Below are 25,311 nucleotides of genomic sequence, written 5' to 3'. Positions count from 1 at the left end.
GCATTGAAATTTCATAATGGTTTTCTTTAATTATCTCCCCCTATTAAAACAATAATAAATTAGTAATAAAAATAATGTTATTATTAAAATTTTTTTCATAAATTATTCCCTCAAATCCCCTACTTATTCATCACCCATAAAAATCCTTTTGCAGTTCTTATATCAGGATTTTGAAAGTGATTTCCTTCATTCCATTCAAGAACTGTCTTCACATTTTCTGATTTTTCAAGAATTTCATGCTGTTTTCTTATATTATCACCTATTTTAGACAAAATCTGATGTTTTGTTTTTTCTTCTGTATCTCCGAGGCTCAGATAAATTTTTTCTGATAAAGGTTTTCCAGCTTCCACGTATTCTATCCATCTTTTGTACCAGACTGATGGAGAAACCGCAGCTATTCCTTCAAAAATATCTGTCTGGTATCCGCTCCACAAGGAAAACAGTCCCGCCAGCGAATACCCTCCTAAAATATACTTTATCTCATTATTTCCAGTATTTATACATTCTGACAAAGCTGGTATCAGGTCATTTTTTATAAATTCCAATGTTCTGGTTGCACCGTCTCCAAAATTTCCTTTTCCTCTAAGAAGTGGCATTTCCCATGGAGTAAGTTCGCTATTCCAGTCTTCTATTTTAAACGCCACAAGGCTAAAATTCCTGTCTGTATTTTCTTCTATGTGCTTCACTTCATTATCCAGCACACTTATATCATTTTCATCCACAGGCTGTATCAGTATATATTCAGTATCTTCGTTTAAATACAGGATACATTTTTTCCCACAAATCATTATTTCATTCTTTTTCATATTTTATAGTTCCTCCCATTGTATGTCATTAGGTTATTTTTCACCCATAATCATTCCTCTTTGAATATATTCCTTTATTTTCAATCCATATCCCCATTTTTCAGCATAGGCATCCGTTACTTCATCTTTTATAATAAGTATATTTTTAAACCCTGCCTTTTCTATTATTTTTTCCAGTTCTTCCTCCAGAAGTGCCCCTCCAACTCATGTATTATGCATTTTCTCCGATTTTTTCCATTCTTCCGGCAGTTCCTTTTTAAGCATAATATCTGAAATATAGAACTTCCCTCCTTTTTTCAATATTCTGTAAAGCTCATTATATACATCCTGCTTTTCCGGCTCAAGGTTTATTACGCAGTTGCTTATTGCCTTATCCATACTTTCTGGTTCAAATGGCATTGATGTAAGTGTCCCCTGTCTGAATTCAATGTTTTTAAATTTCTTCATATCCCTTGTTTTTTCAGCCTTCAATATCATTTCATCTAATCTGTCCAGCCCATAAAGAGTTCCTGAATCAGGGTACTTTATCCTTGTAAGAAATAAATCCTTCCCTGTTCCACATCCTAAATCTATCAGTGTTTCCCCATTTCCCAGTTCAAAGTTTTCAAGAGGATTTCCACACGAAAGTCCAAGATCCACCCCTTTTGGCAACTGAGCCATCATTTCCCTGCTATATCCAAGAGACTCACTCACTTCTTCGGGAGAAACCTCTGTCCTGCACTCATCCTTTGAAATTTTTCTATAAAATTCATCTACACTTTTTCTTATTTTTTCATTTTCAGAATTTTCCTTTATTCCCATCCATTTTCCTCCTTGTTATCACTCTATGATAATTATCACCTATTTTTCTATTAATTTTATAGAACAATTTTAACATTAGCTTATCTTAAAATCAATATACAATAAAAAAACCGTCTCAAAAAGAAAACTTAAAAATATAGTTTTGTATTATATTTAATGTTTTACTATTTTGAGACAGTTTTTTTCCCATATCTAATTTTATTTTCCGTCAAATACTGTAGGATATGCCTTGTCATTATTGAAAGCCCATGAACCGTTGTAATAATAACTGTTGTCTGATGAATTGTAAACTAGATTTTTTCCTGCCTTTAAGTGCATGTATTTATATTTTCCCAGATATTTTTCAGTTTTTTCAACATCCTGAATTAAAACTCCAACTTTTACATTTTCATAAGTTTCTGAGTCAAATACACATTTTTCAAATTCTACGTCAACTCTGTAGTCCTTTGTATTTATTTTTTTAAAATCGCTATGACTTTTTGGTACAGTGCAGTAAGAATCCTTTTCTAATTTTGCAGTTTTGTCATGTTTTTTAGCAACATTCTGATTTTCAGCAAAAACCAGCATAGAAGCCATGAATAATACTAATAATCCCTTTTTCATAAAAAAATCTCCTCCTAGTATTTGATTTCTATTATAATTTACCTATAATATTATAGCACATTTTCTTTGATTTTTCCATTTGTAAAACTCTATGAAATCAAAATACCCCCTGAAATATAGCTATATACTGATATATAAAATAATAATATAAATTATATAATTCGATATTCAAAATTTATATTTGAAAAAACTGTCAAGTAGGACTATAATTGTAGTAAAGACAAAATTTCAAAAATGAAAGGACGGGTAATTTATGGAAAGATATGAATTAAACAAAAATCTGGCACAAATGCTTAAAGGTGGGGTAATAATGGACGTTTCCACTCCTGAACAGGCAAGAATAGCTGAGGCTGCAGGTGCCGCCGCTGTCATGGCTCTTGAAAGAATTCCAGCTGATATAAGAGCCGTAGGAGGAGTATCAAGAATGAGCGATCCTAAAATGATTAAAAGTATTCAGGAAGTTGTTTCAATTCCTGTAATGGCAAAAGTCAGAATAGGACATTTTGTTGAAGCACAGATTTTAGAAGCAATAGAAATTGATTATATAGATGAAAGTGAAGTTCTGTCACCTGCTGATGACAAATTTCATGTAGACAAGAAAAAATTCAAGGTACCTTTTGTATGTGGAGCAAAAGATCTGGGAGAGGCTCTTAGAAGAATTGCTGAAGGAGCTTCAATGATAAGAACAAAAGGTGAACCTGGAACTGGAGATATTGTACAGGCTGTAAGACATATGAGAATGATGAATCAGGAAATAAGAAGAATTCAGAATATGAGGGAAGATGAACTTTATTTTACAGCAAAAGAATTACAGGTTCCATTCGATTTAGTAAAATTTGTCCATGAAAATGGAAAATTACCAGTTGTAAACTTTGCTGCAGGTGGAGTTGCCACTCCGGCTGATGCGGCTCTTATGATGCAGCTTGGTGCTGAAGGGGTATTTGTCGGATCAGGAATTTTCAAATCAGGAGATCCTGTAAAAAGAGCTCAGGCAATAGTAAAAGCAGTTACTAACTACAATGATCCAAAAATATTGGCTGAAATTTCCGAAGATTTAGGAGAAGCCATGGTTGGAATTAATGAAAGTGAAATTCAGTTATTAATGGCTGAAAGAGGTAAATAATGGGAATAGGAGTTCTAGCTCTACAGGGAGCCTTTATCGAGCATGAAAAAATACTTGAAAAAATTGGTGTAGAAACATTTGAAATCCGAAAAAAATCCGATTTGACCAGCGCTATCTCAAATAACAGTATTAACGGACTTATTATTCCAGGTGGGGAAAGTACAGCAATAGGGAAACTTCTTCATGACCTTGACTTGTTTGATGATATTAAAAAAATTATTTCAGATGGTCTGCCAACCTTTGGAACATGTGCAGGACTTATTCTTCTGGCAAAAAAAATTGAAAATGATAATCGTGTACATCTTGGTCTTATGGACATAACGGTAAAAAGAAATGCCTATGGACGCCAGCTTGGAAGTTTTTTCACTGAAAATGAATTTAAACATGTAGGAAAAGTTCCAATGACATTTATTCGTGCACCTTACATTACAGGAGCCGGAGAAAATGTGGAAATCCTTTCAACAGTTGATGGAAATATAGTTGCGGCAAGGGAAAACAACATACTTGTCACTTCCTACCATCCTGAACTGAATGATGATTTGCGAGTTCATAAATTTTTTGTTGATATGTGTAAAAAAGCAGCTTCAAAATAGATACTTGGAAGTTAAGATAAAAAATAAATTTAATCTTTACAATGCAAAGGATGTGAATACAGATGAAGATTGGAATTGTTGTAGGGAGATTTATACCTTTACATATAGGCCATGTTAATTTAATACAGAGGGCAAGCGGATTAGTTGATAAAGTTTATGTTGTAGTTTCCTATTCAGATGAAGGGGATACAGAAATGATATCCAACTCACGTTTTATAAAGGAAATTACCGCAAAGGACAGATTAAGGTTTGTAAAGCAGACTTTTAAAAATCAGAATAATATTTCATCTTTCCTATTTGATGAAAGCAACTGCCCACCATTTCCTGAAGGTTGGGAAAAATGGTCAGCCCTTCTTAAAGAAGAAATGGAAAAAAGGGAACCGGATTTAGATTGGGAAAATGATGTTTTATTTATAAGTAACAGAAAAGATGATGCTAAATACAATTTAAAATTCTTCGGATCCCAGACAAAGTCCATTGATCCTGAGTATCACGAATATCCTGTAAATTCATGGGAAATAAGGGAAAATCCAAGTAAATACTGGGAATATCTTCCTCGTGAAGTTAGGGAGCACTTAATTCCTATTATTACCATTTGTGGTGGGGAAAGTAGTGGAAAAAGTATAATGATAGATAAACTGGCAAATGTTTTCAATACTTCTTCTGCATGGGAATATGGACGTGAATATGTTTTTGAAAAACTTGGTGGCGACGAAGATTCGCTGCAGTATTCCGACTATGAAAAAATCGTATTTGGCCATCAGTCAAACGTACTGTATGCCGCAAGAAATGCCAATAAATTTGCATTGATAGATACGGATTATATAACTACACTGGCATTCTGCCTTACTTATGAAAAAAGGGATAACCCTATCATAAGGGAATTTGTCCGTAACTATAAATTTGATTTGACAATACTTCTTGAAAACAATGTGAAATGGGTAAATGACGGACTTCGTTCAATAGGAGAAACAGACCGTCGGGAAAAATTCCAGAAACTACTTAAAGAACTTTATAAAGAGTACAATATACCTTATATCATTGTAAAATCATCCGATTATGAACAGAGATACCTTGCATGCCAGGAAATTATAAAGGGCTATCTGGCTGGAAAAGATAATTTGCAGGAAATTGCAGACTCTTTTGCATAATATTTGTATTTAATAATACAATTTGTAGATAAAGAATTAATTTAAAACTGGAGTATTCAAAAATGGGCTACTCCAGTTTTTTATTATCAATATTACTTCCTATTCTGTTATTTCAATTAAATTTCCTTCACAGTCTTCTATAACACTTTCATAATAACCATCACCTGTTGTTCTAGGACCGCTCAAACATCTAAATCCATCTTTTACAAGTCCCTCTGTCAGTTCATCTACTTTTTCTTTACTTCCAACGCTAAAAGCCAGATGAATGAAACCTTCATTCATTGCCCTGTCTTCTCTTACTGAAAGATCAGGACGTGTCATTATTTCCAGCCTTGTCCCACTGTCTGGAAAACTTAAAAAATATGTTTGTAATCCTGTATTTTTATTATGATATTTCTCATTTGCCTTTGCCTGGAAATATTTCACATAAAATTCCTTCGTTTTTTCCAGATTGTTTACATAAATTGCCACATGATTTATTTTCATATTTATTCCTCCTATTTTTTTTATAATTTATGAAATATAGGCTCCATCTTTTCAAAAGTACAGATATAATTAAATCCTATTTTCTTCAATTCTTCCTGAATATAAGGAATATACGTACCCACATCTTCTGCCTTATGAGCATCTGAACCTATTGTTATTATTTTTCCTCCCAGTTTATGATAAAGTTTCAATATATTCCGTTCAGGAGTTAGATCTTTCAAGCCATATCTAAAACTTGATGTATTTACTTCAATACCTTTATTATCCTCTATTACCTTTTTAAGAATTTTTGTTATAATTTCCCGGGACTTTTCAAATGGATGTATTGTTTCATTGTATCGCTGTATATGGTCGAGATGTCCTAAAATACTATAATTACTATATTGACTCACTACTTTATAGATTTCTTCATAGTATTCGGTATTATATTCATCAGGCATTTTTCCTTTCTGAAATTCCTTTGTCCAGAATTCCTTATCTTCAATTTGATGACAGGAAAGTATGATAAAATCTAATTTGGATTTATAACTATCAAACAGTTTCTGGAAATCTTCTACTGTGTGTGTCTGCATTCCAAATTCCAGTCCCTGTTTTATTGTAATTTTGTCTCTATATTCTTTCTTTAATTCCTGAATTTCTTCAAAATAATTGGAATAATCTACATTCAAATCAATTCTTCCAGTTTTTTCTTTCCAACTTCTCTTCTCATTTTCACTCATTTTTTCAAAAACTTCCTTATCCAGTTTTATCCCATAATCTACGTGATCAGTGAAGCATATTTCATTAATACCCTTATCAATGGCAGTTTTTATAATTTTTTCAGGTTTTTCTTCAGAGTCATCACTATATTTGCAGTGGATATGATAATCAGCAAGCATATTTTCCCCTTTCTTTATCTTTTTTCTTATTATACCTAAAAAAATTAAAATATTCCATCATAATCTGTTCTTTTTATAACATAATTTTTTAAGTTTGCTGATTTTCTTAAATATTAAAAGTTGATAAAAAATTAAATATGTGTTATAATAATCTTGTAAATTCCGATGGAGTCATATACTAAAAAAGAGAGTGGTGTTAGCACTCTCTTTTTCATTTTTACATATACTTTTCAATTAGAATTTGTATTAATTCCAATAAAAGCAGTAAAAAGATTTTCAGAATTTCTTCCTCTGGAATCATATTCTCACCTCCAATCATTAGAGGATAAGATATTATATCATATTTTTATTTATTTTTAAAATTAATTTTAATTTTTATTTTAAATTTATTTATATTTTTAAAAATATTCTTAATATTCCAAGAATTAAAAGATGAACCGGATAAAAACAGTAATTGAATAATTTATTCTGTTTCCCACGTTTTCCATTATATGTAAGTATAAGACCAAAACCAAGCAATGACCAGACTTCCTTAAAAATTGCAAGATATCCTGAAAATATTGCAAATACAGGTTTATCATGAAAAATATAGAAGAAATAGCCAATTATAATGGCATGATACTCATAATCCAGTCCTGCAACCATTGAAATAATACAGATTATTCCCACGATTACAAATGAAACCAGATACCAGATATATTTTGGAAATTTCTGCATCTTTTCTTTTAAAGTGTCTATAATCCATATTATTACCAGCATTAAAGCCAGAGTAAACATTATATTATTGGAATTTGGCTCAAAAAATACACCTGACAAGGCCATATCAAATGGAATTTCTGAAAAAACACCAAAAATTACAAGGGAAGCAAGATATTTTTTCCTATTTCCTGTTTTAAAAAAACCTTCCACAAGGAAAAAGGCAAAAAGCGGAAATGCTATTCTTCCAAAAATATCAAATGCATCACTTATATGCTGCAGTATCCCTTCTCCACTCAGAAAAGGGTATATCAGTGCTTTATTTATGTGATCTACAAGCATTGATAAAAAGGCAATGTATTTTAACTGTGCACCTGAAAATATACGCAGTTTGTCCAGTTTTCCATTTTGTTTATCCATTTTCTGCTAATCCTTTCAGTTTATTTTTACAAGCCTCTTTATTTTAGGAGATTATAAAGATACTGATTATTCGAGGTCTTCTCCGTTACTTGCTATTACTTTTTTATACCATTCAAAGCTTTTCTTTTTGCTTCTTTTTAAAGTCCCATTTCCGTCATTATCCCTGTCCACATAGATAAATCCATAACGCTTTTTCATTTCTCCTGTTCCTGCACTTACAAGGTCGATAGGTCCCCATGTTGTATATCCGAGTAAATCTACTCCATCAAGGACAACTGCATCCCTCATTGCCTTTATATGTGCCCTCAGGTAATCTATCCTGTAGTCATCTTCAACATATCCATTTTCATCAGGTATGTCAACTGCTCCAAGCCCATTTTCCACAACAAACAGAGGTTTCTGATATCTGTCATAAATTTCATTTATTGTAGTTCTGAAGCCTAGCGGATCCAGTCCCCAGCCCCAGTCAGTCACTTCAATGTATGGATTTCTCATTGATTCCAGAAGATTTCCTTCTCCAAGTTTATCAGCTTCGGCAGAAATACAACGTGTTGTATAATATGAAAAGCTTACAAAATCTACTGTATTTTCCTTTAATATTTTTTTATCTTCTTCTGTAATGTCTATTTTAAGGTTATTTCTTTCAAGGAATTTAAGGGCATAGGAAGGATAATAACCTCTTACCTGCACATCAATGAAAAAGTAGTTTTCCCTGTCCTTTTCTAACGCAGTCCATACATCTTCAGGCTTTGCAGCGAGAGGATAGAACTTCCCTGCAGCAAGCATACACCCTATTTTATTTTCAGGATCAATTTCATGAGCAATTTTTGTAGCCCATGCACTTGCCACCAGTTCATTGTGTGCCGCAGTATATAGAACCTGCTTTCTGTTTTCCCCTTCTTCAAAGACAATTCCTGCACCCATAAACGGAGCATGCAGAAGAATGTTTATTTCATTAAATGTGAGCCAGTATTTTACAAGCCCTTTATATCTTCTGAATATCACTTCACATAATTTTTTATAAAAATCAATTATTTTACGGTTTCTCCAGCCACCATATTCCTTTATGAGATGTATCGGAAAATCAAAATGAGTTATTGTTACTAGAGGCTCTATTCCGTATTTACGGCATTCCTTAAAGACATTTTCATAAAACTGAAGTCCTTTTTCATTTGGTGTTTCTTCATCTCCATTTGGAAATATCCTTGTCCATGCGATGGACATTCTATACGTTTTAAAGCCCATTTCTGCAAACAGTGCAATATCTTCCTTATATCTGTGATAAAAATCTATCGCCCCTTTTGCAGGATAAAAATAACCTTCTTCAAAATCAAGCATTTTTCTTTCACCTGTAATTACTGAAGCTCTTGCTTCCCCAACTGGAGATAAGTCAACATTTGCAAGTCCTCTTCCATCTTCGTTGTATGCCCCTTCAAGCTGATTGGCGGCTGTAGCTCCACCCCACAGAAAGTCTTTTCTGAATCCCATACCGTTTCCTCCTCATATTAATTATATATCAGAAGTTTGTAACATCTGATATTCTGACTGCTGTCTGATAAGTCCTTTATTTTTATGACTTCTGCTTTATTTTTTCCAGCATTTCCTGTGAAGGATTTATTATTTCCATATCAGATTTTTTCCTGATTTCACTTTCAATATAGGGAAAATGCGTGCATCCAAGAAGAATTGCCTCATTTTCCATATTCTTAAGGTATTCTGTAAGCTTGCCAAAATGAAATTTTTCTGCAATTACCTCAGGTAAAGTGCCCTTTTCTATTTCCTTCACTATTTCAAGAAACGTCATTCCTGTAATGTTAATTTCACTATTGCCTTTAAACATGGCATTTTCTATTCCTGCAAGGCCCTGTGCATTTGCTGCAAATACAGCTATTTTTTTATATTTACCGGCTATTTCTTTATAAATCTGCATAGGAGTCACTATTTTTATATTATTTTTCTTTTCCAGTTTTTCAAAATCAACTGCTCCGCTTAATGAATTACAATATACAAAAAGTACATTGCAGTCAGCCTTTTTTATGTTGTCTACATGTCCGTTTATTACCTTTTCCTTATACTCTGTTTCTGAAGTCTGAAATATTGTCTGTTTTACAGGATTTTCAGATATTGGAATTCTTATTATTTCACCTTCAGAAAATCCATTTTTTTCAAGAAGAACAGCTCCCATATTTGTATCTATGGGAGTGCCTGCCATTACTGCTATTTTCAAAGTTTCACCTCAAAATTTTCTCAATTTTTCTAACGGAAATCTCCATTCAGGAGTTTCAAGTACAGTTTTCCCCTTCAGGGAATACCATACTCCCATATTTCTGTCTGCAGGATTAATCAGAATCTGTGTCTGCTGTGCTGGCATATATGACTGGGCAAGCATGAATATCTTTTCCCCTTTGTCGTTTTCAGCCATATCCACAATAATTACAGCATGTCCTGGACTTCCTCCCATAATGAATACATCCCCTATTTTCATATTTTCCAAAGACTGGGGTTTCATTTCCTTTTCCATGGATAATGTTCCCGCGTATCCAAATACAATATTCATGAAACTTCTGAAATCCTTATAAGTATTTGACGGGGAAGCCTTCTTATAGTAGGAGCCTTTCCCATTTGGATTTATTCTGTATCCCTGCATCCATTTACTGTACTGGGCATTAAATCCTGAAACAAAGTTAAAATTAATTTTATCATACTCCTTCTTCTGATAAAAATATTCTGCCCTTATGAGCATTATGGCATCTGCACACTGATGCAAATCCCTGTCGCCTATTTCCACATCAATTACACTGTCATATATTCCTTCACTTCTTTTTGCCTGTCCGTTATAGTACAGTGCCTTTTCTCCGTAGGGCTTAAGTTTCTGATTTCTCAGGAAATCTCCAAAGCTTCCCTTTTCAACGGCAACCCTTTTATAGCCTGCAGGAGCATTGTATCTTGTTTCTATTGTCATTCCATCGGGATTTACAGCCTTTGTCGAATTTACCATTTTAGAATTATTTCCAGTTTTTCCTGTCGTACTGTTTACACTTTTTGTATCACCTGAGTTAGAATTTGCAGAAATATTCCCATCTTTAACATTTCCTCCACACGATACCTGCAACCCAATAAATCCAGCTACTACAATATATTCAACAATCTTTTTTTTATGTAGAAGCATAATCAAGAAATCCTCCCTTATTTTTTATCATACAGTTTTTTATAAAGGTCTATAAATTCCTTTACAAGATCCTTAAATAAAATTGCTCCCATTAAGTGATCCTGGGAATGAACCATTATAAGACCTACATCCAGTTTTTCTCCACCTGCTTCCTTTACTATTAAATCAGTCTGTATTTCATGTGCCTTTATCATTTCCTCACTTGCTTTTTTCATGAATTCTTCCGCTTCTTCAAATTTACCTTCCTTTGCCGCAGTAAGTGCCTGATATGCCAGACTTTTACTTTCTCCTGCACGCCCTATAAGCGTCATTGCAATCATTTCCAAGTCTAATTTTTCTTCCATGTTATTTCCTCCTGATTTTTTTAATTTTTCTCTTACCTTTTTATATCATATGCCTTGAAAGAAGTCAATTTTAAAAACAATCGATAATTCGTAATCATTCACAATATATATATCTACTATTGAAAAATAATATTTTACAAATATATAGTTTCATTGTATACTTACTTCATAAAATAAATTAAAAAAGATTGGAGAGATTAAAATGAAAAGACTAAATTGGCTATGGTGGAGCATATTAAATACAGTTTAATAATATTTCACCGGCAATTTAGGATTTTATATAGTCTATCTGTTATAATAAATGTAAGCAAAGGCATCGGTGTATAAATGTGATGCTTTTTCTTTATTTATAAGTCCTCTATTTACGGAGGACTTTCTTTTTTACCAAATAAAATATTAGGAGGATATTATGTTAACAAAGGAAGCAGTACACTACTACTCAATAATAAGGGATAAATTTAAAAATTCTTATCTGGCTGAAGATGCAAACCAGATTATAATTGGAATTGACTGTGATTATATAGATTCTTATGAATACAGCTACAAAACGCTGGAGCTTTTTTACAGCAATCAGAAGGCAATAGCTCCATTTGCAGGGCTTTTTGGAATCTTTTCCTACGAAACTATACACTTTTTCGAAAAAATTGAAAAGAAGGAAAAAAGCCAGTTTGAATTTCCGCAATTTGTTTTTGCCAATGCAAAGGCATACCTGCACTACTCAAAAATCAGTAAAATGTATACTTTCTACGGGGATGAAGAAAAATATTACAATTTTCTTGAAAATGAATCCTTTACTGAAAAGCCTGCAGAAAATGAAATTTTTTATAAAATAGAAACTGATTTAGATAAGGAAAAGGAACATTTTTACGATATTGTGGAAAAAGCTAAGGAATATATAAAAATGGGGGATATTTTCCAAGTTGTCCTGAGTGAGCAGCTCTGCCTTGAATCAAATATTGATTCCCTTGAATTCTACAAAAAGCTGGCTAAAGCTAATCCTTCCCCATATATGTTCCACTTTCCGACAAAATATGGAGATGTAGTAGGATCAAGCCCTGAAATACTTGCTGAAATTCTTTTCAATAATATTTATATCGCTCCCATTGCAGGTACCCGTCCTCGTGGAAAAGATGCAAATGAAGATGCTTTCCTTGCACAGGATCTGCTAAATGACCCTAAGGAATGTGCAGAACACAGAATGTTAGTAGACCTGGCCAGAAATGACATAGGAAAATTTGCCAGACAGGGCTCCGTCATAGTTAAGAACATGATGCATGTAAAACATTACCAGCACGTTATGCACATTGTTTCAGAAGTATTTGGTCAGAAAAGGAATGATGTTTCGCTTTTTGATATTGTTTCTTCCGTATTCCCAGCAGGGACATTAAGCGGTGCACCTAAAATAAGGGCAATGGAAATAATAGGTGAACTTGAAGAATATAAAAGAAATATTTACGGAGGTGGAATTGGATTCCTTCATTTCAATGGAAATATGCAGCTTGCAATCGTTATAAGAAGTGCATTTTTTGCAAATAGAAACAATGCTGCAGACAACATTTCCGGAAAAGATACTTCTGAAGGAAACAACGTTTCCAAAGTATTTATTCAGGCAGGAGCAGGAATTGTCTATGATTCCGTAAAAGAAAAGGAATATGAGGAAATAACTCATAAAAGGGCATCTGTCCTGAACATATTTAAAAACAACTGTAAGGAAAGAGGGTAATAAAAATGATACTACTTATTGATAACTATGATTCTTTTGTATTTAATGTGGAGCAATATTTAAAGGAACTTACAAATGAAGAAGTAAAAACTGTGAGAAATGATGAAATTACACTTGAAGGAATAAGAGAGCTGAACCCTGACAGGATTGTACTTTCTCCCGGACCTAAACATCCTAAAGATAGCGGTATATGTCTTGAAATTCTTAAAAACATTGATAATATCCCCATACTTGGTATATGTCTTGGCCATCAGGCTTTCGGCCTTGTTTTTGGAGGGAAAATTGAAAAGCTTGAAACACCTTTACATGGAAAAACTTCAGAAATTACGGTAACTGATAAAAATTCAATTTTATTTAAGGACATGCCTGAAAAATTTAATGTAATGCGTTATCATTCACTGTATGTAAGCGAAGAAAACCTTCCTGAAGACCTTGCAGTAACAGCAAAATCCAATGACGGTATTATAATGGCTCTGGAACACAGAACAAAAAGCATTTACGGGGTACAGTTCCATCCCGAATCATTTTTTACCGAATATGGTAAAAATATTATAAGAAACTTTATCGTAAATACAAAAAAGATTTCTTCACAGGACTATAATGAAAAAATAGAAGAACTTGAAAGAAAGAAAGCAGATGAAGTTTTCAAGAAATCCCTGAAAAAGTTGCAGGATAACATTCCTTTAGGAGATAATGATTTTAAGGAAATATGTGAAGTCATAAATTCTAAAAATTATGATATTGTACAGCTTGGAGCACTCCTTGTACTTATTTCTGAAAAAAGTCTATATCCTGAATCCCTTACAGCTTTTGTAAAAAATATTCTAGAGTACAGCACTACATTTTCAGATGACACTCCTATGATTGATCTCTGCGGAACAGGAGGAGATGGCCTTAAGACAATAAACATTTCCACAACTGTTGCATTTATTGTTGCAGCCATGGGAGTAAAAGTTGCAAAACATGGAAATAAATCTGTAACAAGTAAAAGTGGAAGCAGCGATGTAATTGATAAACTTGGATTAACTATGGAAAAATCACTTATTACCCAGCTGAATAAACTTGAAAACAGCAATCTTGCATTTTTCCATGCTCCATTCTTCCATAAGCTTATAGGGGAAGTGAGGGAAGTGAGACAGAGACTTGGAATAAGAACTGTGTTTAACGTGCTCGGACCTCTTCTTCATCCAAACAGAAAGCTGAAATACCAGCTTGTGGGACTTTATCACGAACCTGTACATAGACTTTATGCTGAAACATTGCAGCTTCTTGGAAGGGAACATGCACTTGTTGTAAGGGGAAATGACGGTCTTGATGAAATTTCTATCTGTGATGAAACAAAAATTGTAGAAGTAAAAGGTGACAAAATACTTGAATACACTGTTTCTCCTGAAACATTTGGATTTAAGAGGGCCTTTCATGCAGACATTGAAGGTGGGACTCCTGAGGAAAATGCTGAAATTCTAGTAAGAACCCTTAAAGGAGAAGAAAATTCACCTAAATCAGATATTGTAATCCTGAATGCAATGTTTGCCCTTTATACTGCAGATTTTGTTAAACATCCTGCAGAAGCTAAACCTTTAATACTTGAAGCTATAAACAGTGGAAAAGTCTACGATTTTTACAAAAAATATACTGGAAAATAGATAAATAAATTAAAATTTTATGACAAAAAAAGTGAGGTAACAATGGATATATTATCTGAAATAAAGGAAAAACGTGAAATACAGCTGGAAAAGGAAAAAAAGGTATATAAAAGACCATCTTTTAAGGAGGCCTTGAAGCAGAAAGGTTTAAAAATAATAGGTGAAATCAAGAGGGCGTCTCCTTCCAAAGGGAAAATAGCCAATGACAGCTTCAACCTTTTAAATCAGGCTAAATACTATGTTGAAAATGGAGTTGCAGCCTTTTCTATTCTTACGGAAGAGGAATATTTCAAAGGGGATAACGAATTTATAAAAATCGTTTCTGAAAACTTCCCTCATATTCCAATATTGAGAAAGGACTTTGTATACACTCCTTTTCAGGTGGCTCATGCTAAATTTCTTGGAGCTTCTGCAATACTTCTTATAGTGAGAATGTTAAATGATGAGGAACTGCATACACTGCACCGTCTGGCTCACGAACTTGAACTTGATGTATTGGTGGAAATCCACGATAAAAGCGAACTTGAAAGGGCTTTAAAAATACCGGATTTACAAATACTGGGAATAAACAACCGGAATCTTAATACCTTCAATACAGATATAAAAATAACAGGGGAACTTATAAAATTTATTCCTGAAGAAATTCTTAAAAATATTGTTCTTGTCAGCGAAAGCGGATTTTTATCTGAGGATGACTTAAAATATGCCGAAAATCTTAATGTTGATGCTCTTCTTATTGGAGAAGCTCTTATGAAGGGCCTGATATTTTAAAACAGGAAAGGAAGAAATATGAATAATAACAGGTTTACCAGATTGAAAATATGTGGTATAAGAAGTATTGAGGAAATTGAGGAATTAAAAGATTTACCAGTTAATTACTTTGGATGTATCTTTGTTTCAAAAAGTCCGAGATTTGTTTCTAATGAACTTGCCAAAAAAATTACTGAAATTGCACATTCAGCAGAAAAAAAGACAGTTGGAGTTTTTCTCGATGAAAAGATTGAAAATATTATCGATATAATCAAAAAAACTGACATTGATACTGTTCAGCTGCACGGAAACGAAACTCCCGAATACTGTAAGGAACTCTATTCAAAACTTGAGGAATATGAAAAGGAATATAATAAAAAAATAAAAATATGGAAAGCCTTCAGTGTAAAGGACAGCCTGCCTGAAATAAAAGAATACAGTAAATATATTGAATTTCCATTATTTGATGCAAAGGGAGTAAATGCCGGTGGAAATGGAATTGTATTTGACTGGAATATATTAAGCAGTATGGAAGAATATTCTTTTATACTTGCAGGAGGACTTGAAAAGGAAAATATAGCCGAAGCACTTTCATACAGTCCTGCCATACTTGATGTAAACAGCAAAGTTGAAATAAATAACCGTAAAAACAGAAAATTGATTGAAGAAGTAATATCTGAAATAAGAAATAAGAATTTACAGTAAAATTTATCTATTGAATTTAATTATATGAAAGAAAGGAAAACAAGATGAAAAATAATCCTAAAAATAATAATTTTAACGAAAAAGCCTATTTTGGTAAATTTGGAGGACAATATGTTCCTGAAACTGCAATGTTTGCCCTGATAGAGCTGGAAAAGGAATATGAAAAAGTCAAAAATGATAAGGAATTTCAGGAAGAACTCCAGTATCTCCTTAAAAACTATGTAGGGCGTGAAACACCGTTATTTTATGCAAAAAATCTCAGTGACCACTATGGTCATGACATTTATCTGAAAAGGGAGGATTTAAACCATACAGGAGCTCACAAGATAAATAATGCCCTCGGTCAAGTTCTTCTAGCTAAAAGAATGGGGAAAAAGAAAGTTATAGCCGAAACAGGTGCAGGACAGCACGGAGTTGCCACTGCCACTGCCGCGGCACTTCTTGGTCTTGAATGTGATGTTTATATGGGAGCTGTTGACATTGAAAGACAGAAACTTAATGTCTTCCGTATGGAACTACTTGGAGCAAAGGTTGTTTCTGTAGAAGACGGCCTGAAAACTCTTAAGGAAGCCACAACTGCGGCTATACAGTCATGGGTTGCAGAAATAGAAAATGTTTTTTATGTAATAGGTTCTGCCGTAGGCCCTCATCCTTATCCTTCAATGGTAAAGGATTTCCAGTCAGTTATTGGAACTGAAGCAAGAAAACAGATAGAAAGTCTTGGAAAACATGCCGATCATGTCATTGCCTGTGTAGGTGGTGGAAGTAATGCCATAGGGATATTCTCAGGATTCCTTAATGATGAAACTACAAAACTTTACGGAGTTGAAGCCGGTGGGCACGGTATTACTACAGATATGCATGCCGCTACACTGACTTTAGGTAAAGAAGGAATTATCCACGGAATGAAGACATATGTACTTCAAAATAAGTACGGTCAGATAAGTCCTGTTCACTCTATTTCTGCAGGACTAGATTATCCCGGAGTAGGGCCTGAACATGCTCATTTATTTGAAACTGGAAGAGTATCCTATGCGGCAATAACTGATAATGAAGCTATGGATGCACTTATTCTTACTACAAGAAAGGAAGGAATTATTCCTGCCATTGAAAGTGCTCACGCACTTGCATACCTTGAAAAACTATGCCCTGCATTGCCAAAGGATAAAAGGGAAACAATAATCGTAAATGTTTCAGGAAGAGGAGACAAGGATATGCATACTGTATTTTCCATATTGAAGGGAGAAAATGTAAATGAATAAAAATGTTTCTGATGTATTTAAAGAAAAGGAAAAAGTTAATATAGGCTATATTGTAGCCGGTTATCCTGGCATTGATTTTACTAAGGAGTTTTTACTTAATCTGGACAAAACTTCAATAGATATTCTGGAAATAGGAATTCCCTATTCTGACCCGCTTGCTGATGGAAAACTTATTTCGAATGCTTCATTTATAGCTTCAGAAGCAGGAATTACCACTGATACTGTGTTTGAACTTTTGACTTCAGTAAAGGATAACATTACAAAACCTCTAGTTTTTCTAGTTTACTATAACCTCGTTTTTGCCTATGGAGTCGATAATTTTATTGAAAACTGTGTAAAATCAGGTATCAAGGGAATTATTATTCCTGATCTTCCTTATGAGGAAGCACATGAAATTTCAGAAAAACTGAAAAAAAATAATATTGCATTTATTCCGCTTGTAAGTGTTACTTCTGAAAAAAGAATTTCAAAAATCGCATCACTGGGGGATGGTTTCGTATACGCAATCGGTTCTCTGGGAGTTACCGGTACAAAGCAGGTTAATCTGGAAAGACTGAAAAACTTCATCTCAGAAATAAAGAATGCTTCCAAACTGCCTGTTTCCCTAGGATTTGGAATAAGAACCAATGAAGATGTAAAAAATATGAGACAATATGCTGACGGAGTTATTATAGGAACAAGCATTGTTGATTTAACTTCTTCAGGAAATGTTGAATTTACTGTTAATGAAATAAATAAGCTATTTGAAGTTTAGAAATAGAAATAAAATATCTGAAAAATATGCTATAATCTAAAAAAATCAAACTGAAAAGAATTCAGACTGCTCATACATTTTTATTTGAAAATAAAGGAAATTTAATGCAAAGGAAGAAGATATTATGAAGATTAGAAAAAATTTATTAAAAATTTTAACATTGCTTATTTTATCAGGAAGCATTATAAATGCAGGTTATATTAAAGAAAAAAATACAATTTATTTTACTGATGAAACTACAGAACCTGAAAGAAAGGAAATTGTAAAAAACGTAGATTTCAGGACTTTTAAAATTTTTGAAGAAAATGATGATTTTGCAAGGGATAAAAATAATATTTATTATAAAAATAAAAAAGTAGAAAATGTGGATGTGAATTCTTTTCAGGTAGAAGGTTTTTATTTTGCAAAGGATAAAAATAATACTTTTTATATATCAAATGATGAGCTCATGAAAATTAAAGGTTTTAGACCTGAGGGGAGCTATGCTATCGTTCAATTATTTGTGCCGGCTTTACTTATAAATAAATATGGTATTTATATGGTTAAATATGAAAATGATGAAATCGTAGCAAAATCTATAAAACCTGAAGAAATGGATATGGATACGCTGGAAGTTTTAGCTTCAGAAGAAAGTTTTGCTGTTTTTTATTTAAAGGATAAGAATAATGTCTATTTTATCAATTATACAGCAGGTGAACAGAAATCCATAGATAACAATATTGAAAATGAAGATGATGTGGAAAATGATAACGATGATTTTGTTATTCAAATAGAAAAATTAGCTGGAGCAGACCGTGACACTTTTGAAATAGTCTCTGTATATGGAAAAGATAAAAATAATCTATATTTCTACAACCAAAAAATAAAAGGGATAAATACAAAAACTTTTAAACTCGTTGGTTCAGGTGAATTTGTTGTTAAAGATGACAAAGGGGTGTATTATTTTGTAAATAGAGAAATGAAAAAACTTCAAAATGCTGATTCCAATACTTTTGAAGAAGTTTCAAAAAATGAATATTATCAGGATAAAAATGGGGTCTATTACTATGATGAATATGAAGGTACAATGACAAAATTAAAAGGGGCAGATTCGAAAACTTTTGAAGGAATCAGCTATACTTTGGGAAAGGATAAAAATGCCATTTATAAGAAGGAAAATAGGCTGTCTGGTATTGATCCTGCAACATTTGAAGAGATAGATGCCGCTTTTACTAAAGATAAAAATAATATTTATTATGAAGATGTTCCAATGAAAGGAATTGATCCTAAAACTTTTGAACCATTTGTAAATTATACACATGTAAAGGATAAAAATGGAATACATCACTTTTATCAGTTCAATGATGACCTTGTTGTTGAAAAAGTTGAACTTTCACCTGAAATTGATTTAAAAACTTTACAATCTTTTGAAAATTACGCTGAATATTCAAAAGATAAAAACAATGTTTACTATGATTTCCAAAAAATAGAAGGGGCAGATATAAAGACTTTTGAACCTGAGGGATTTTTTATTGGAAAAGATAAAAAGGGAATATATTATAAAACCCATAAAATAAACGGTATAGATGTAAATAGTACTGAAGTTTTGGAAAATGAATTCTACAAGGATAAAAATAATATTTATTATAGAAATAAAAAGCTGGAAAATTTCAAACCTGAAAACTTCGAAGTGATATCCTCTTCTTTAGTAGGGCAAAATGAAGATTTTTACTATTTTACCGAAGATGAAAATAATAATACAAAATTTATTCTGTTAGAAAATAAAAATGTCGATGCCGAAACTTTTGAAGTACTTGATGAAGAATACACAAAGGATAAGAATAATGTCTATTATAAAGGTAAAATTCTAAAGGGAGCAGATGTAAAAACATTTGATATACATTATAATAAAAGTGATAATGGATATAAAATAAAGGATAAAAATAAAGTTTATAAAATAGTAAATGATTAAATAAAAAAATGATGTTGAGAAATTAAATTCAAAACATCATTTTTTATATTATAATTTAGAATTTCCCCCTGTCAAAGAAAACATCCTATTTTTTTGCTGTTACTCCCTGAACAAGTAAAAATACAAGTACAACAGACATTATGGAAATATTTACTATAAAAGGCAGTCGTGAATTTGCATTAAGCAGGTATCCTGACAGCAGCGAACCTATTGCATTTCCTAAAAATCCTACGGCAGAAGCTACTCCCAGTATTTTCCCCTGCTCATTTTTATATCTATGTGCAATAATACTGTTTCCAAGAGATCTGACTATTTCATAAGTCATTGTATATACTGCCATCAGTACATATGAAACTGTTCCAAAATTAAGTCTGTACAATATAATTGACATCAGTATAATCCCAATGAAAATCATAATTCTATGTATCAATTTTTCGTCATATTTTGTAATAAGTCTTACTAAAATAACACTCGTTCCCAAAAACGCAAGAAGCGAAGAAAACATAACAAATGTTCCAATTGTATCTGAAGTTACCTTAATCTGAAACTTCAGAAAATAGTTCAGGGCACTTGCATACGAATATATTCCAATACTTGAAAGGAATATTATAAAACAGAAAAATTTTGAATAGTTATCAAGTTCAAATATATATCTGAATGTTGCAAAAGGATTAAGATTTTTCTTTTCCTTTGATTCCCCTTCATTATCCTTTTTATCCTTAATTTCCTTTAAAATTAAAAATATAAGCAGCGAAACTGTACATCCGCATATAAATTGCAGTCCGAAAGGATATCTCGTATCTATTTTTGCAACCATTCCTCCTATTTTCTGACCTATTGCCCCTCCAATTACTGCAGCCGAACTGACTTTTGCTATATTCTTACTTTTCGTTTCTTTCGATGACAGATGACTCACATATCCAAAAGCTACTGCATATGTACCACCTGAAGCAAATCCTGAAAAAGCCCTTGCCAGAAAAATTACCGGTAAATAGTTTACAAATCCAAAAAATACCTGTGCCGTTCCATACATAAGCGGCATAAAGACAAATATCCTTTTCATTCCTATATTATCAGCCAATGCCCCTAAATACGGTGATGAAATAAACATTGCCGTACTCATTACCGCCAGAAATTCTCCTGAAATACTTTTTTTCCAGTTCCTCAGTTCTATAAGCCCTGGAGTTGCCGGATGTGCCAAATTATATACAATAATACATAAAAACATTAAAAATATCATTTTATTTATATTTTTTCTCTCCATTTTCCTTCCTTTCTTCTTTTTGTAAGTTAAATAACTATAACTCCGTCACTGAAGTCCTTTTCCACCCTGTCAGCATCACATATAACAGTGTATATTTTAAAATCCAGTCTTTCCTTTTCTTCCTTCAATATTCTTTTAAACTGATAGGATATACGGCAGGAACCATCTGTTACCATCAATATGTCAGCCTTCTTATAAACTTCCTTTTCAGAAATTATTTCTATTCCCCGTTTTAAGGGAGTTTCAAAATCAGTTCCCCCTTCATAGCTCTTTTTAAGAAATTTTACCGCCTTAGTAATATCTTCCTCACCCTCCAGTGAAATTTCCTGAAACTGACCTTTCGCTCCAAATAGTATAACATATAATTCCCTATTTTCATTCCTTAATATTTTTATAATTGAAAGCACCAGTGCCTTTGCCCTTAAAAGCGGTGTCCCCTTCATACTTCCTGAAGTATCAAGACATACTACAATCGGTCCTTTATTACTTATTTTTTCTTCTACCTCATTTTTCTCAACTTCATCTTTTCCCTTAATTTCATAAGTTAAAAGACTGTTTTCAAGATATTTTGCATAAAAAAGATACTTCAGATTCTCATCTTCAAGGTTTAGAAGTTCTGAAGGCAGCATTCTTGATATATTTCCACTTTTATTTATTCCAAACAGCTCATCCTTTTTTATTTTTGCAACTTTACTTTTATCCTGCTTTTCAACCGATACATTTCCTTTTCCAAGCCTTTTCAGGACATCCCTTATATGCCTGTTTCTATTCATTTCCTGTACAAGATGCCTAAATTCATCTCCCATTTCCTTAAGCTGCTTAAAAGTAAAGTCTCCTCCAAGACCTTTTACTGAATTTTCATTCTGCTCATATCCAAGTATTATTTCTTCAAGCACTTTAATAATTTTTATTACAATTTTTATGACGGGATCAGGTATTTTCTCACTATTTATTTCCCTGAAAAAATCCAGCATTTCCCTGTATTCCCTGTTAAGATGCTTCATTATATCATCATTTAGGGGAACTTCCTCATAATTTTTTATAATCTTTCCTACATTCAGCTTTCTAAATTCTTCCTTTTCACTGTCTGAAACTTCATTTATGGAAAAATTCTCCTCATGTACCGTTTCATCAGATATTTTATCAGATATTTCATCATATGCAAAATTATACTCCCTTAAATCCTGTAAAAACCACTTTACAGCCCCTGTCTTGTTTTTCGCCTTCTGTTTTAAAAGCCCCAGTTCACTCATATTACTTTCAGTAATATCCTCCGACTGCCCAAAAAAATTCTCTTCCGAATAATCCAGACATTTCTTTATAAAACTTGAGCTATCCTTAAATACAAGCCTGTATTTATTCTTTTCTCCAATATATCTTTCTGCGGCTTCTGCAACCTTTTTATTTTCAATTGCCCCTTCTTCATTTGAAGAAACATACAAACTTTCAGGAAAATGAGAATTTTTTATAAATTCCTCCATTGTCATGCACTTTACTTCATCATCTTCAGCTGACAATCCATTTTCATTTATAGTCACAATCCTATCATTACCGATATAAACTCCGGCAGAACCAAAATCACTGTATATGATACTTCCTTCCTTAGGAACAACCTTTTTTCTGTAAATACTGTTTATATAGTATTTTATCGGCTTTACAAGATGCGATGTCAATGAAACTTCTATTTTCAATGTTCTATTTCCTTTCTCTTTTTACAGCCATATATTATCATTAATCTGCTTCAGCAGAAGCTCATTCATTATTCTTTCTTCAGAGCCGGTTCTGTTATTTTCCAGAAAATTTTCAATTTCTTTTCTCGTATTTTTTTCCTTTAAAATTATTTCTGACATTTTTCTTACTATCTTCTGAACTGTCTCAATAGTCAAATCCCTCTTGTTTACCCCTTTATTGTTATACGCCCAGAATTCATTTGCAAAGAAAAGCCCTGAATCCTTCGTATTAAATAATATTATAATGTTTGACTGTATATAAAGCCTATCCATATAAATAATCTTCAATTTCCTGTCACGATAGAAATCTTCTATGTTTCTGTCGATATCATTGTCTTCCATATCTATAAGTTCTCTAAAAACAAAATTCATAAACTGCTTCCTGTCAGACTTTTCACATTCCCTTGTCATTTCAAGAAGGTTTATTTCCTTTTCTTCATTCAGTATTCCTAATATTTCAAGGTTTATTTCCTCTTCGGTAACACCTTTTATTTCATCTATTGTCATGTAGCCCTTTACAGACAGGCTAAAACTCCTCCTCTGCCTGTATCTCTCCTTTCTTTTCACTCTTTCTATGGTTATATATTTTATTTACATACTTTATTTACATATTTTATTTGTATACTTTCACTTTACTCACTGCCTCTTTACCGCTCCACTTTTCCATTTCAACAATTTCCAATCTTTCCAATCCAGATTAACTTCCAGATTACTCCTCATCCTTTGCAACATTTCTTTTTACCGCTTCTAAAACAAGCTTTGTAACCTTCTCAATATTTTCAGGATTATTCCACAGGCAGTTTGTCAGAATCATTAAATCTGAAAAATCCACCTTATCCCTTCCATTTAAATATGCAGAAACTTTAAGTAATTTTACCATCTTTACAAGCTTTCTGTCAGAAATTATTTCATGATTATCTTCAGCAAAAATTTTATTATACTCCTGTCTTATCTGCATAATTGTTCTTTTTATCCCGGAAGTAACTCTTACTTTTTCTGATTCATTTTTTATTTCATTTAAATCAGACTCTGTAAATTTTATTTCAGCAGGTATTTCCATATCTGTTTCTTTTATATCCAGAAGTTCTTCTATCTCGTCATCACTTACATAACCAACTACGGCTCTTATTAAAAATCTGTCGTATAAGGCCGTCAGTTCATCATTTTCAAACGGAAGTTCATTTGATGCCCCTATAAGCGAAATTAGAGGGGTTTTTTCCCTTTTTAGACCATTATGGAAAACCCTTTCATTTAATATTGTAAGAAGTGTATTAAGTATCGAAGAATTTGCCTTAAAAATCTCATCTAAAAAGACAATCCTGCTGGAAGGCATATATCCTTCCGTATTTCTCTCAAATTTATCATTCTGGAGCTGTTTTATTGATAAAGGTCCAAATATCTCTTCAGGAGTAGTAAACTTTGTAAAGAGATATTCAAAATAAGTTTCACTGTCAGTGTCAGCGAGTATTTCCCTCAGTCTTCTTGAAATTTCACTTTTAGCTGTTCCAGGAGGTCCTACAAGAATCATATTTTCTCCTGAAAGTATACTGAGAAGTCCTAACTTCATGACTTTTTCCTTCCCAACAAGACCACTGTTGAGAATCTCCAAATTCTTTTCTATTTTTTCCCTCAAGGTGTATTTATTCATTTTTTCTATTTTCCTTTCACTAAACTTCCAAATAATTTTTAAATCATATTCTTTTTATCATCTCAATGTTTTATATACAAATATAATAGATAGAAAAAAAACCAGAAAAATCTGGTTTTATACTTTATATTTTTTAATTAATCTTAGAATAATCCTGGGATACTTACTCCACCAGTTACTACTTCCATTTCTTTTTCAGCCATTTCTTCAGCTTTTTCTAAAATTTCATTTACTGCGTTTATTATTAAATCTGAAACTATAGAAGTATCTCCTTCTTCAACTGCATCTTTTAATACATCCATTGAAATTGACAGGTCAACCAGTTGTTTCTGTCCATTAGCTTTAACAGTTATTCCTCCACCGGCAACTGAAGTTTCAACAAATTTGTCCTTCAATCCATCCTGTATTTTCAGCATTTCCTGCTGCATAGCCTGAGCTTGTCTAATTATATCTTGCTGATTTCCCCCTTTAGAAGTACTAGCTCCCTTTAACTTTCTAACCATATTGTAATTCCTCCTATGAATTATAAAGAAATTTTATTATCACATTTATTTTTTCTTATTAATAAAAAATGGTGGTGAGGGAAGGATTCGAACCTTCGAAGGCTGAGCCGGCAGATTTACAGTCTGCTCCCTTTGGCCGCTCGGGAACCTCACCACATTCTTTTGAGTGGTGCCGCTTGTCGGACTCGAACCAACCACCTGCTGATTACAAGTCAGCTGCTCTACCAGATGAGCTAAAGCGGCACAATAATTACCTTTATAGGCAAGTCGAATTAATGGCGGAAGTGACGAGACTCGAACTCGCG

At 32.7% G+C, this 25,311-nt stretch carries 25 protein-coding genes and 2 tRNA genes; 10 read left to right on the top strand and 17 right to left on the bottom strand.

From position 1 onward, the window contains the following. Positions 1-119: 119 nt before the first annotated feature. The 3 genes from HMPREF1984_RS01875 to HMPREF1984_RS01865 all read right to left on the bottom strand — a co-directional run bounded on the left by HMPREF1984_RS01875 (position 120) and on the right by HMPREF1984_RS01865 (position 2,210). A complete protein-coding gene (locus HMPREF1984_RS01875; protein WP_021766174.1) occupies positions 120-806 on the bottom strand; it encodes an alpha/beta hydrolase in 687 nt (228 codons plus the stop codon). Positions 807-1,010: 204 nt separating this feature from the next. Further along, a complete protein-coding gene (locus tag HMPREF1984_RS01870) occupies positions 1,011-1,607 on the bottom strand; it encodes a methyltransferase domain-containing protein (protein ID WP_021766173.1) in 597 nt (198 codons plus the stop codon). Positions 1,608-1,805: 198 nt separating this feature from the next. Continuing rightward, on the bottom strand, positions 1,806-2,210 hold the full coding sequence (locus HMPREF1984_RS01865) for a hypothetical protein (RefSeq protein WP_021766172.1): 405 nt from the start codon (positions 2,208-2,210) through the stop codon (positions 1,806-1,808). Between the two features lie 253 nt (positions 2,211-2,463). Here HMPREF1984_RS01865 and pdxS point away from each other — a divergent pair, with 253 nt between their 5' ends. The 3 genes from pdxS to nadR all read left to right on the top strand — a co-directional run bounded on the left by pdxS (position 2,464) and on the right by nadR (position 5,077). After that, complete coding sequence (gene pdxS / locus HMPREF1984_RS01860; RefSeq protein ID WP_021766171.1) at positions 2,464-3,333, top strand: pyridoxal 5'-phosphate synthase lyase subunit PdxS; 870 nt, start codon at positions 2,464-2,466, stop codon at positions 3,331-3,333. Continuing rightward, positions 3,333-3,926, top strand: a complete 594-nt coding sequence (gene pdxT, locus HMPREF1984_RS01855; RefSeq protein ID WP_021766170.1) for a pyridoxal 5'-phosphate synthase glutaminase subunit PdxT — start codon at positions 3,333-3,335, stop codon at positions 3,924-3,926. Before pdxS ends, pdxT begins: the two co-directional genes overlap by 1 nt. Before the next feature lie 62 nt (positions 3,927-3,988). Then, complete coding sequence (gene nadR, locus HMPREF1984_RS01850) at positions 3,989-5,077, top strand: multifunctional transcriptional regulator/nicotinamide-nucleotide adenylyltransferase/ribosylnicotinamide kinase NadR (protein WP_021766169.1); 1,089 nt, start codon at positions 3,989-3,991, stop codon at positions 5,075-5,077. Positions 5,078-5,176: 99 nt separating this feature from the next. Here the strand turns inward: nadR and HMPREF1984_RS01845 are convergent, their stop codons facing one another. The 7 genes from HMPREF1984_RS01845 to HMPREF1984_RS01815 all read right to left on the bottom strand — a co-directional run bounded on the left by HMPREF1984_RS01845 (position 5,177) and on the right by HMPREF1984_RS01815 (position 11,070). After that, positions 5,177-5,563, bottom strand: a complete 387-nt coding sequence (locus HMPREF1984_RS01845; protein WP_021766168.1) for a VOC family protein — start codon at positions 5,561-5,563, stop codon at positions 5,177-5,179. Between the two features lie 20 nt (positions 5,564-5,583). Next, positions 5,584-6,441 (bottom strand): histidinol-phosphatase HisJ family protein, encoded by an 858-nt coding sequence (locus HMPREF1984_RS01840; protein ID WP_021766167.1) that lies wholly within the window; start codon positions 6,439-6,441, stop codon positions 5,584-5,586. Between the two features lie 390 nt (positions 6,442-6,831). Beyond that, positions 6,832-7,557 (bottom strand): TraX family protein, encoded by a 726-nt coding sequence (locus tag HMPREF1984_RS01835; RefSeq protein WP_021766165.1) that lies wholly within the window; start codon positions 7,555-7,557, stop codon positions 6,832-6,834. Positions 7,558-7,623: 66 nt separating this feature from the next. Continuing rightward, positions 7,624-9,045: a 6-phospho-beta-glucosidase gene (locus HMPREF1984_RS01830; RefSeq protein ID WP_021766164.1), complete on the bottom strand. Its 1,422-nt coding sequence runs from the start codon at positions 9,043-9,045 to the stop codon at positions 7,624-7,626. Positions 9,046-9,127: 82 nt separating this feature from the next. Next, on the bottom strand, positions 9,128-9,784 hold the full coding sequence (locus HMPREF1984_RS01825; RefSeq protein WP_021766163.1) for an aspartate/glutamate racemase family protein: 657 nt from the start codon (positions 9,782-9,784) through the stop codon (positions 9,128-9,130). A gap of 9 nt (positions 9,785-9,793) precedes the next feature. Then, positions 9,794-10,555 carry a DUF4846 domain-containing protein gene (locus HMPREF1984_RS01820; RefSeq protein WP_036099414.1) on the bottom strand — a complete coding sequence of 254 codons (762 nt, stop codon included), beginning with the start codon at positions 10,553-10,555 and terminating at the stop codon, positions 9,794-9,796. A gap of 188 nt (positions 10,556-10,743) precedes the next feature. After that, entirely contained in the window at positions 10,744-11,070 is a 327-nt protein-coding gene (locus HMPREF1984_RS01815; RefSeq protein WP_021766161.1) for a PTS lactose/cellobiose transporter subunit IIA, read from the bottom strand. 409 nt (positions 11,071-11,479) lie between these two features. On the opposite strand from HMPREF1984_RS01815, the gene HMPREF1984_RS01810 reads away from it, so the two are divergent. The 7 genes from HMPREF1984_RS01810 to HMPREF1984_RS01780 all read left to right on the top strand — a co-directional run bounded on the left by HMPREF1984_RS01810 (position 11,480) and on the right by HMPREF1984_RS01780 (position 19,861). Continuing rightward, positions 11,480-12,793: an anthranilate synthase component I family protein gene (locus HMPREF1984_RS01810; protein WP_021766160.1), complete on the top strand. Its 1,314-nt coding sequence runs from the start codon at positions 11,480-11,482 to the stop codon at positions 12,791-12,793. Positions 12,794-12,798: 5 nt separating this feature from the next. Beyond that, positions 12,799-14,439: an anthranilate phosphoribosyltransferase gene (gene trpD, locus HMPREF1984_RS01805; protein ID WP_021766159.1), complete on the top strand. Its 1,641-nt coding sequence runs from the start codon at positions 12,799-12,801 to the stop codon at positions 14,437-14,439. Positions 14,440-14,481: 42 nt separating this feature from the next. Further along, positions 14,482-15,210 (top strand): indole-3-glycerol phosphate synthase TrpC, encoded by a 729-nt coding sequence (locus tag HMPREF1984_RS01800; RefSeq protein ID WP_021766158.1) that lies wholly within the window; start codon positions 14,482-14,484, stop codon positions 15,208-15,210. An 18-nt stretch (positions 15,211-15,228) separates the two neighbouring features. After that, complete coding sequence (locus tag HMPREF1984_RS01795; RefSeq protein WP_021766157.1) at positions 15,229-15,894, top strand: phosphoribosylanthranilate isomerase; 666 nt, start codon at positions 15,229-15,231, stop codon at positions 15,892-15,894. A 44-nt stretch (positions 15,895-15,938) separates the two neighbouring features. Beyond that, positions 15,939-17,156: a tryptophan synthase subunit beta gene (trpB, locus tag HMPREF1984_RS01790; protein WP_021766156.1), complete on the top strand. Its 1,218-nt coding sequence runs from the start codon at positions 15,939-15,941 to the stop codon at positions 17,154-17,156. Then, positions 17,149-17,910, top strand: coding sequence for a tryptophan synthase subunit alpha (gene trpA / locus HMPREF1984_RS01785; protein WP_021766155.1), 762 nt, complete (start codon positions 17,149-17,151; stop codon positions 17,908-17,910). The genes trpB and trpA overlap by 8 nt, the downstream gene beginning before the upstream one ends. Before the next feature lie 124 nt (positions 17,911-18,034). Then, on the top strand, positions 18,035-19,861 hold the full coding sequence (locus tag HMPREF1984_RS01780) for a DKNYY domain-containing protein (protein ID WP_021766154.1): 1,827 nt from the start codon (positions 18,035-18,037) through the stop codon (positions 19,859-19,861). Between the two features lie 85 nt (positions 19,862-19,946). On the opposite strand, the gene HMPREF1984_RS01775 is transcribed toward HMPREF1984_RS01780, so the two are convergent. The 7 genes from HMPREF1984_RS01775 to HMPREF1984_RS01745 form a co-directional block, all read right to left on the bottom strand. Then, positions 19,947-21,125 (bottom strand): MFS transporter, encoded by a 1,179-nt coding sequence (locus HMPREF1984_RS01775; RefSeq protein WP_021766153.1) that lies wholly within the window; start codon positions 21,123-21,125, stop codon positions 19,947-19,949. Positions 21,126-21,151: 26 nt separating this feature from the next. Continuing rightward, a complete protein-coding gene (locus tag HMPREF1984_RS10850; RefSeq protein ID WP_021766152.1) occupies positions 21,152-22,816 on the bottom strand; it encodes a VWA domain-containing protein in 1,665 nt (554 codons plus the stop codon). A gap of 21 nt (positions 22,817-22,837) precedes the next feature. Then, the gene (locus HMPREF1984_RS01765; protein WP_156894227.1) at positions 22,838-23,422 is read right to left on the bottom strand and encodes a hypothetical protein; all 585 of its coding nucleotides are present in this window, start codon (positions 23,420-23,422) and stop codon (positions 22,838-22,840) included. A 142-nt stretch (positions 23,423-23,564) separates the two neighbouring features. Next, positions 23,565-24,503, bottom strand: a complete 939-nt coding sequence (locus tag HMPREF1984_RS01760) for an AAA family ATPase (protein ID WP_021766150.1) — start codon at positions 24,501-24,503, stop codon at positions 23,565-23,567. 143 nt (positions 24,504-24,646) lie between these two features. Further along, positions 24,647-25,006: a YbaB/EbfC family nucleoid-associated protein gene (locus tag HMPREF1984_RS01755; RefSeq protein WP_021766149.1), complete on the bottom strand. Its 360-nt coding sequence runs from the start codon at positions 25,004-25,006 to the stop codon at positions 24,647-24,649. 69 nt (positions 25,007-25,075) lie between these two features. Next, positions 25,076-25,160, bottom strand: a tRNA-Tyr gene (locus HMPREF1984_RS01750). Positions 25,161-25,173: 13 nt separating this feature from the next. After that, positions 25,174-25,249, bottom strand: a tRNA-Thr gene (locus HMPREF1984_RS01745). Between the last annotated feature and the right edge of the window lie 62 nt (positions 25,250-25,311).

Origin of the sequence: Leptotrichia sp. oral taxon 215 str. W9775 (genome assembly GCF_000469505.1) — a bacterium.
Classification (GTDB): Bacteria; Fusobacteriota; Fusobacteriia; order Fusobacteriales; family Leptotrichiaceae; genus Leptotrichia_A.
The sequence above is the reverse complement of the archived record's forward strand: the minus strand, read 5'-3'. Positions and strand labels throughout refer to the sequence as shown.

Coding starts and splice junctions, on each gene's coding strand:
- HMPREF1984_RS01875 (WP_021766174.1), bottom strand. CDS start 806: ATGAAAAAGAATGAAATAATGATTTGTGGGAAAAAATGTATCCTGTAT.
- HMPREF1984_RS01870 (WP_021766173.1), bottom strand. CDS start 1,607: ATGGGAATAAAGGAAAATTCTGAAAATGAAAAAATAAGAAAAAGTGTA.
- HMPREF1984_RS01865 (WP_021766172.1), bottom strand. CDS start 2,210: ATGAAAAAGGGATTATTAGTATTATTCATGGCTTCTATGCTGGTTTTT.
- pdxS (WP_021766171.1), top strand. CDS start 2,464: ATGGAAAGATATGAATTAAACAAAAATCTGGCACAAATGCTTAAAGGT.
- pdxT (WP_021766170.1), top strand. CDS start 3,333: ATGGGAATAGGAGTTCTAGCTCTACAGGGAGCCTTTATCGAGCATGAA.
- nadR (WP_021766169.1), top strand. CDS start 3,989: ATGAAGATTGGAATTGTTGTAGGGAGATTTATACCTTTACATATAGGC.
- HMPREF1984_RS01845 (WP_021766168.1), bottom strand. CDS start 5,563: ATGAAAATAAATCATGTGGCAATTTATGTAAACAATCTGGAAAAAACG.
- HMPREF1984_RS01840 (WP_021766167.1), bottom strand. CDS start 6,441: ATGCTTGCTGATTATCATATCCACTGCAAATATAGTGATGACTCTGAA.
- HMPREF1984_RS01835 (WP_021766165.1), bottom strand. CDS start 7,557: ATGGATAAACAAAATGGAAAACTGGACAAACTGCGTATATTTTCAGGT.
- HMPREF1984_RS01830 (WP_021766164.1), bottom strand. CDS start 9,045: ATGGGATTCAGAAAAGACTTTCTGTGGGGTGGAGCTACAGCCGCCAAT.
- HMPREF1984_RS01820 (WP_036099414.1), bottom strand. CDS start 10,555: ATGGTAAATTCGACAAAGGCTGTAAATCCCGATGGAATGACAATAGAA.
- HMPREF1984_RS01815 (WP_021766161.1), bottom strand. CDS start 11,070: ATGGAAGAAAAATTAGACTTGGAAATGATTGCAATGACGCTTATAGGG.
- HMPREF1984_RS01810 (WP_021766160.1), top strand. CDS start 11,480: ATGTTAACAAAGGAAGCAGTACACTACTACTCAATAATAAGGGATAAA.
- trpD (WP_021766159.1), top strand. CDS start 12,799: ATGATACTACTTATTGATAACTATGATTCTTTTGTATTTAATGTGGAG.
- HMPREF1984_RS01800 (WP_021766158.1), top strand. CDS start 14,482: ATGGATATATTATCTGAAATAAAGGAAAAACGTGAAATACAGCTGGAA.
- HMPREF1984_RS01795 (WP_021766157.1), top strand. CDS start 15,229: ATGAATAATAACAGGTTTACCAGATTGAAAATATGTGGTATAAGAAGT.
- trpB (WP_021766156.1), top strand. CDS start 15,939: ATGAAAAATAATCCTAAAAATAATAATTTTAACGAAAAAGCCTATTTT.
- trpA (WP_021766155.1), top strand. CDS start 17,149: ATGAATAAAAATGTTTCTGATGTATTTAAAGAAAAGGAAAAAGTTAAT.
- HMPREF1984_RS01780 (WP_021766154.1), top strand. CDS start 18,035: ATGAAGATTAGAAAAAATTTATTAAAAATTTTAACATTGCTTATTTTA.
- HMPREF1984_RS01775 (WP_021766153.1), bottom strand. CDS start 21,125: ATGGAGAGAAAAAATATAAATAAAATGATATTTTTAATGTTTTTATGT.
- HMPREF1984_RS01760 (WP_021766150.1), bottom strand. CDS start 24,503: ATGAATAAATACACCTTGAGGGAAAAAATAGAAAAGAATTTGGAGATT.
- HMPREF1984_RS01755 (WP_021766149.1), bottom strand. CDS start 25,006: ATGGTTAGAAAGTTAAAGGGAGCTAGTACTTCTAAAGGGGGAAATCAG.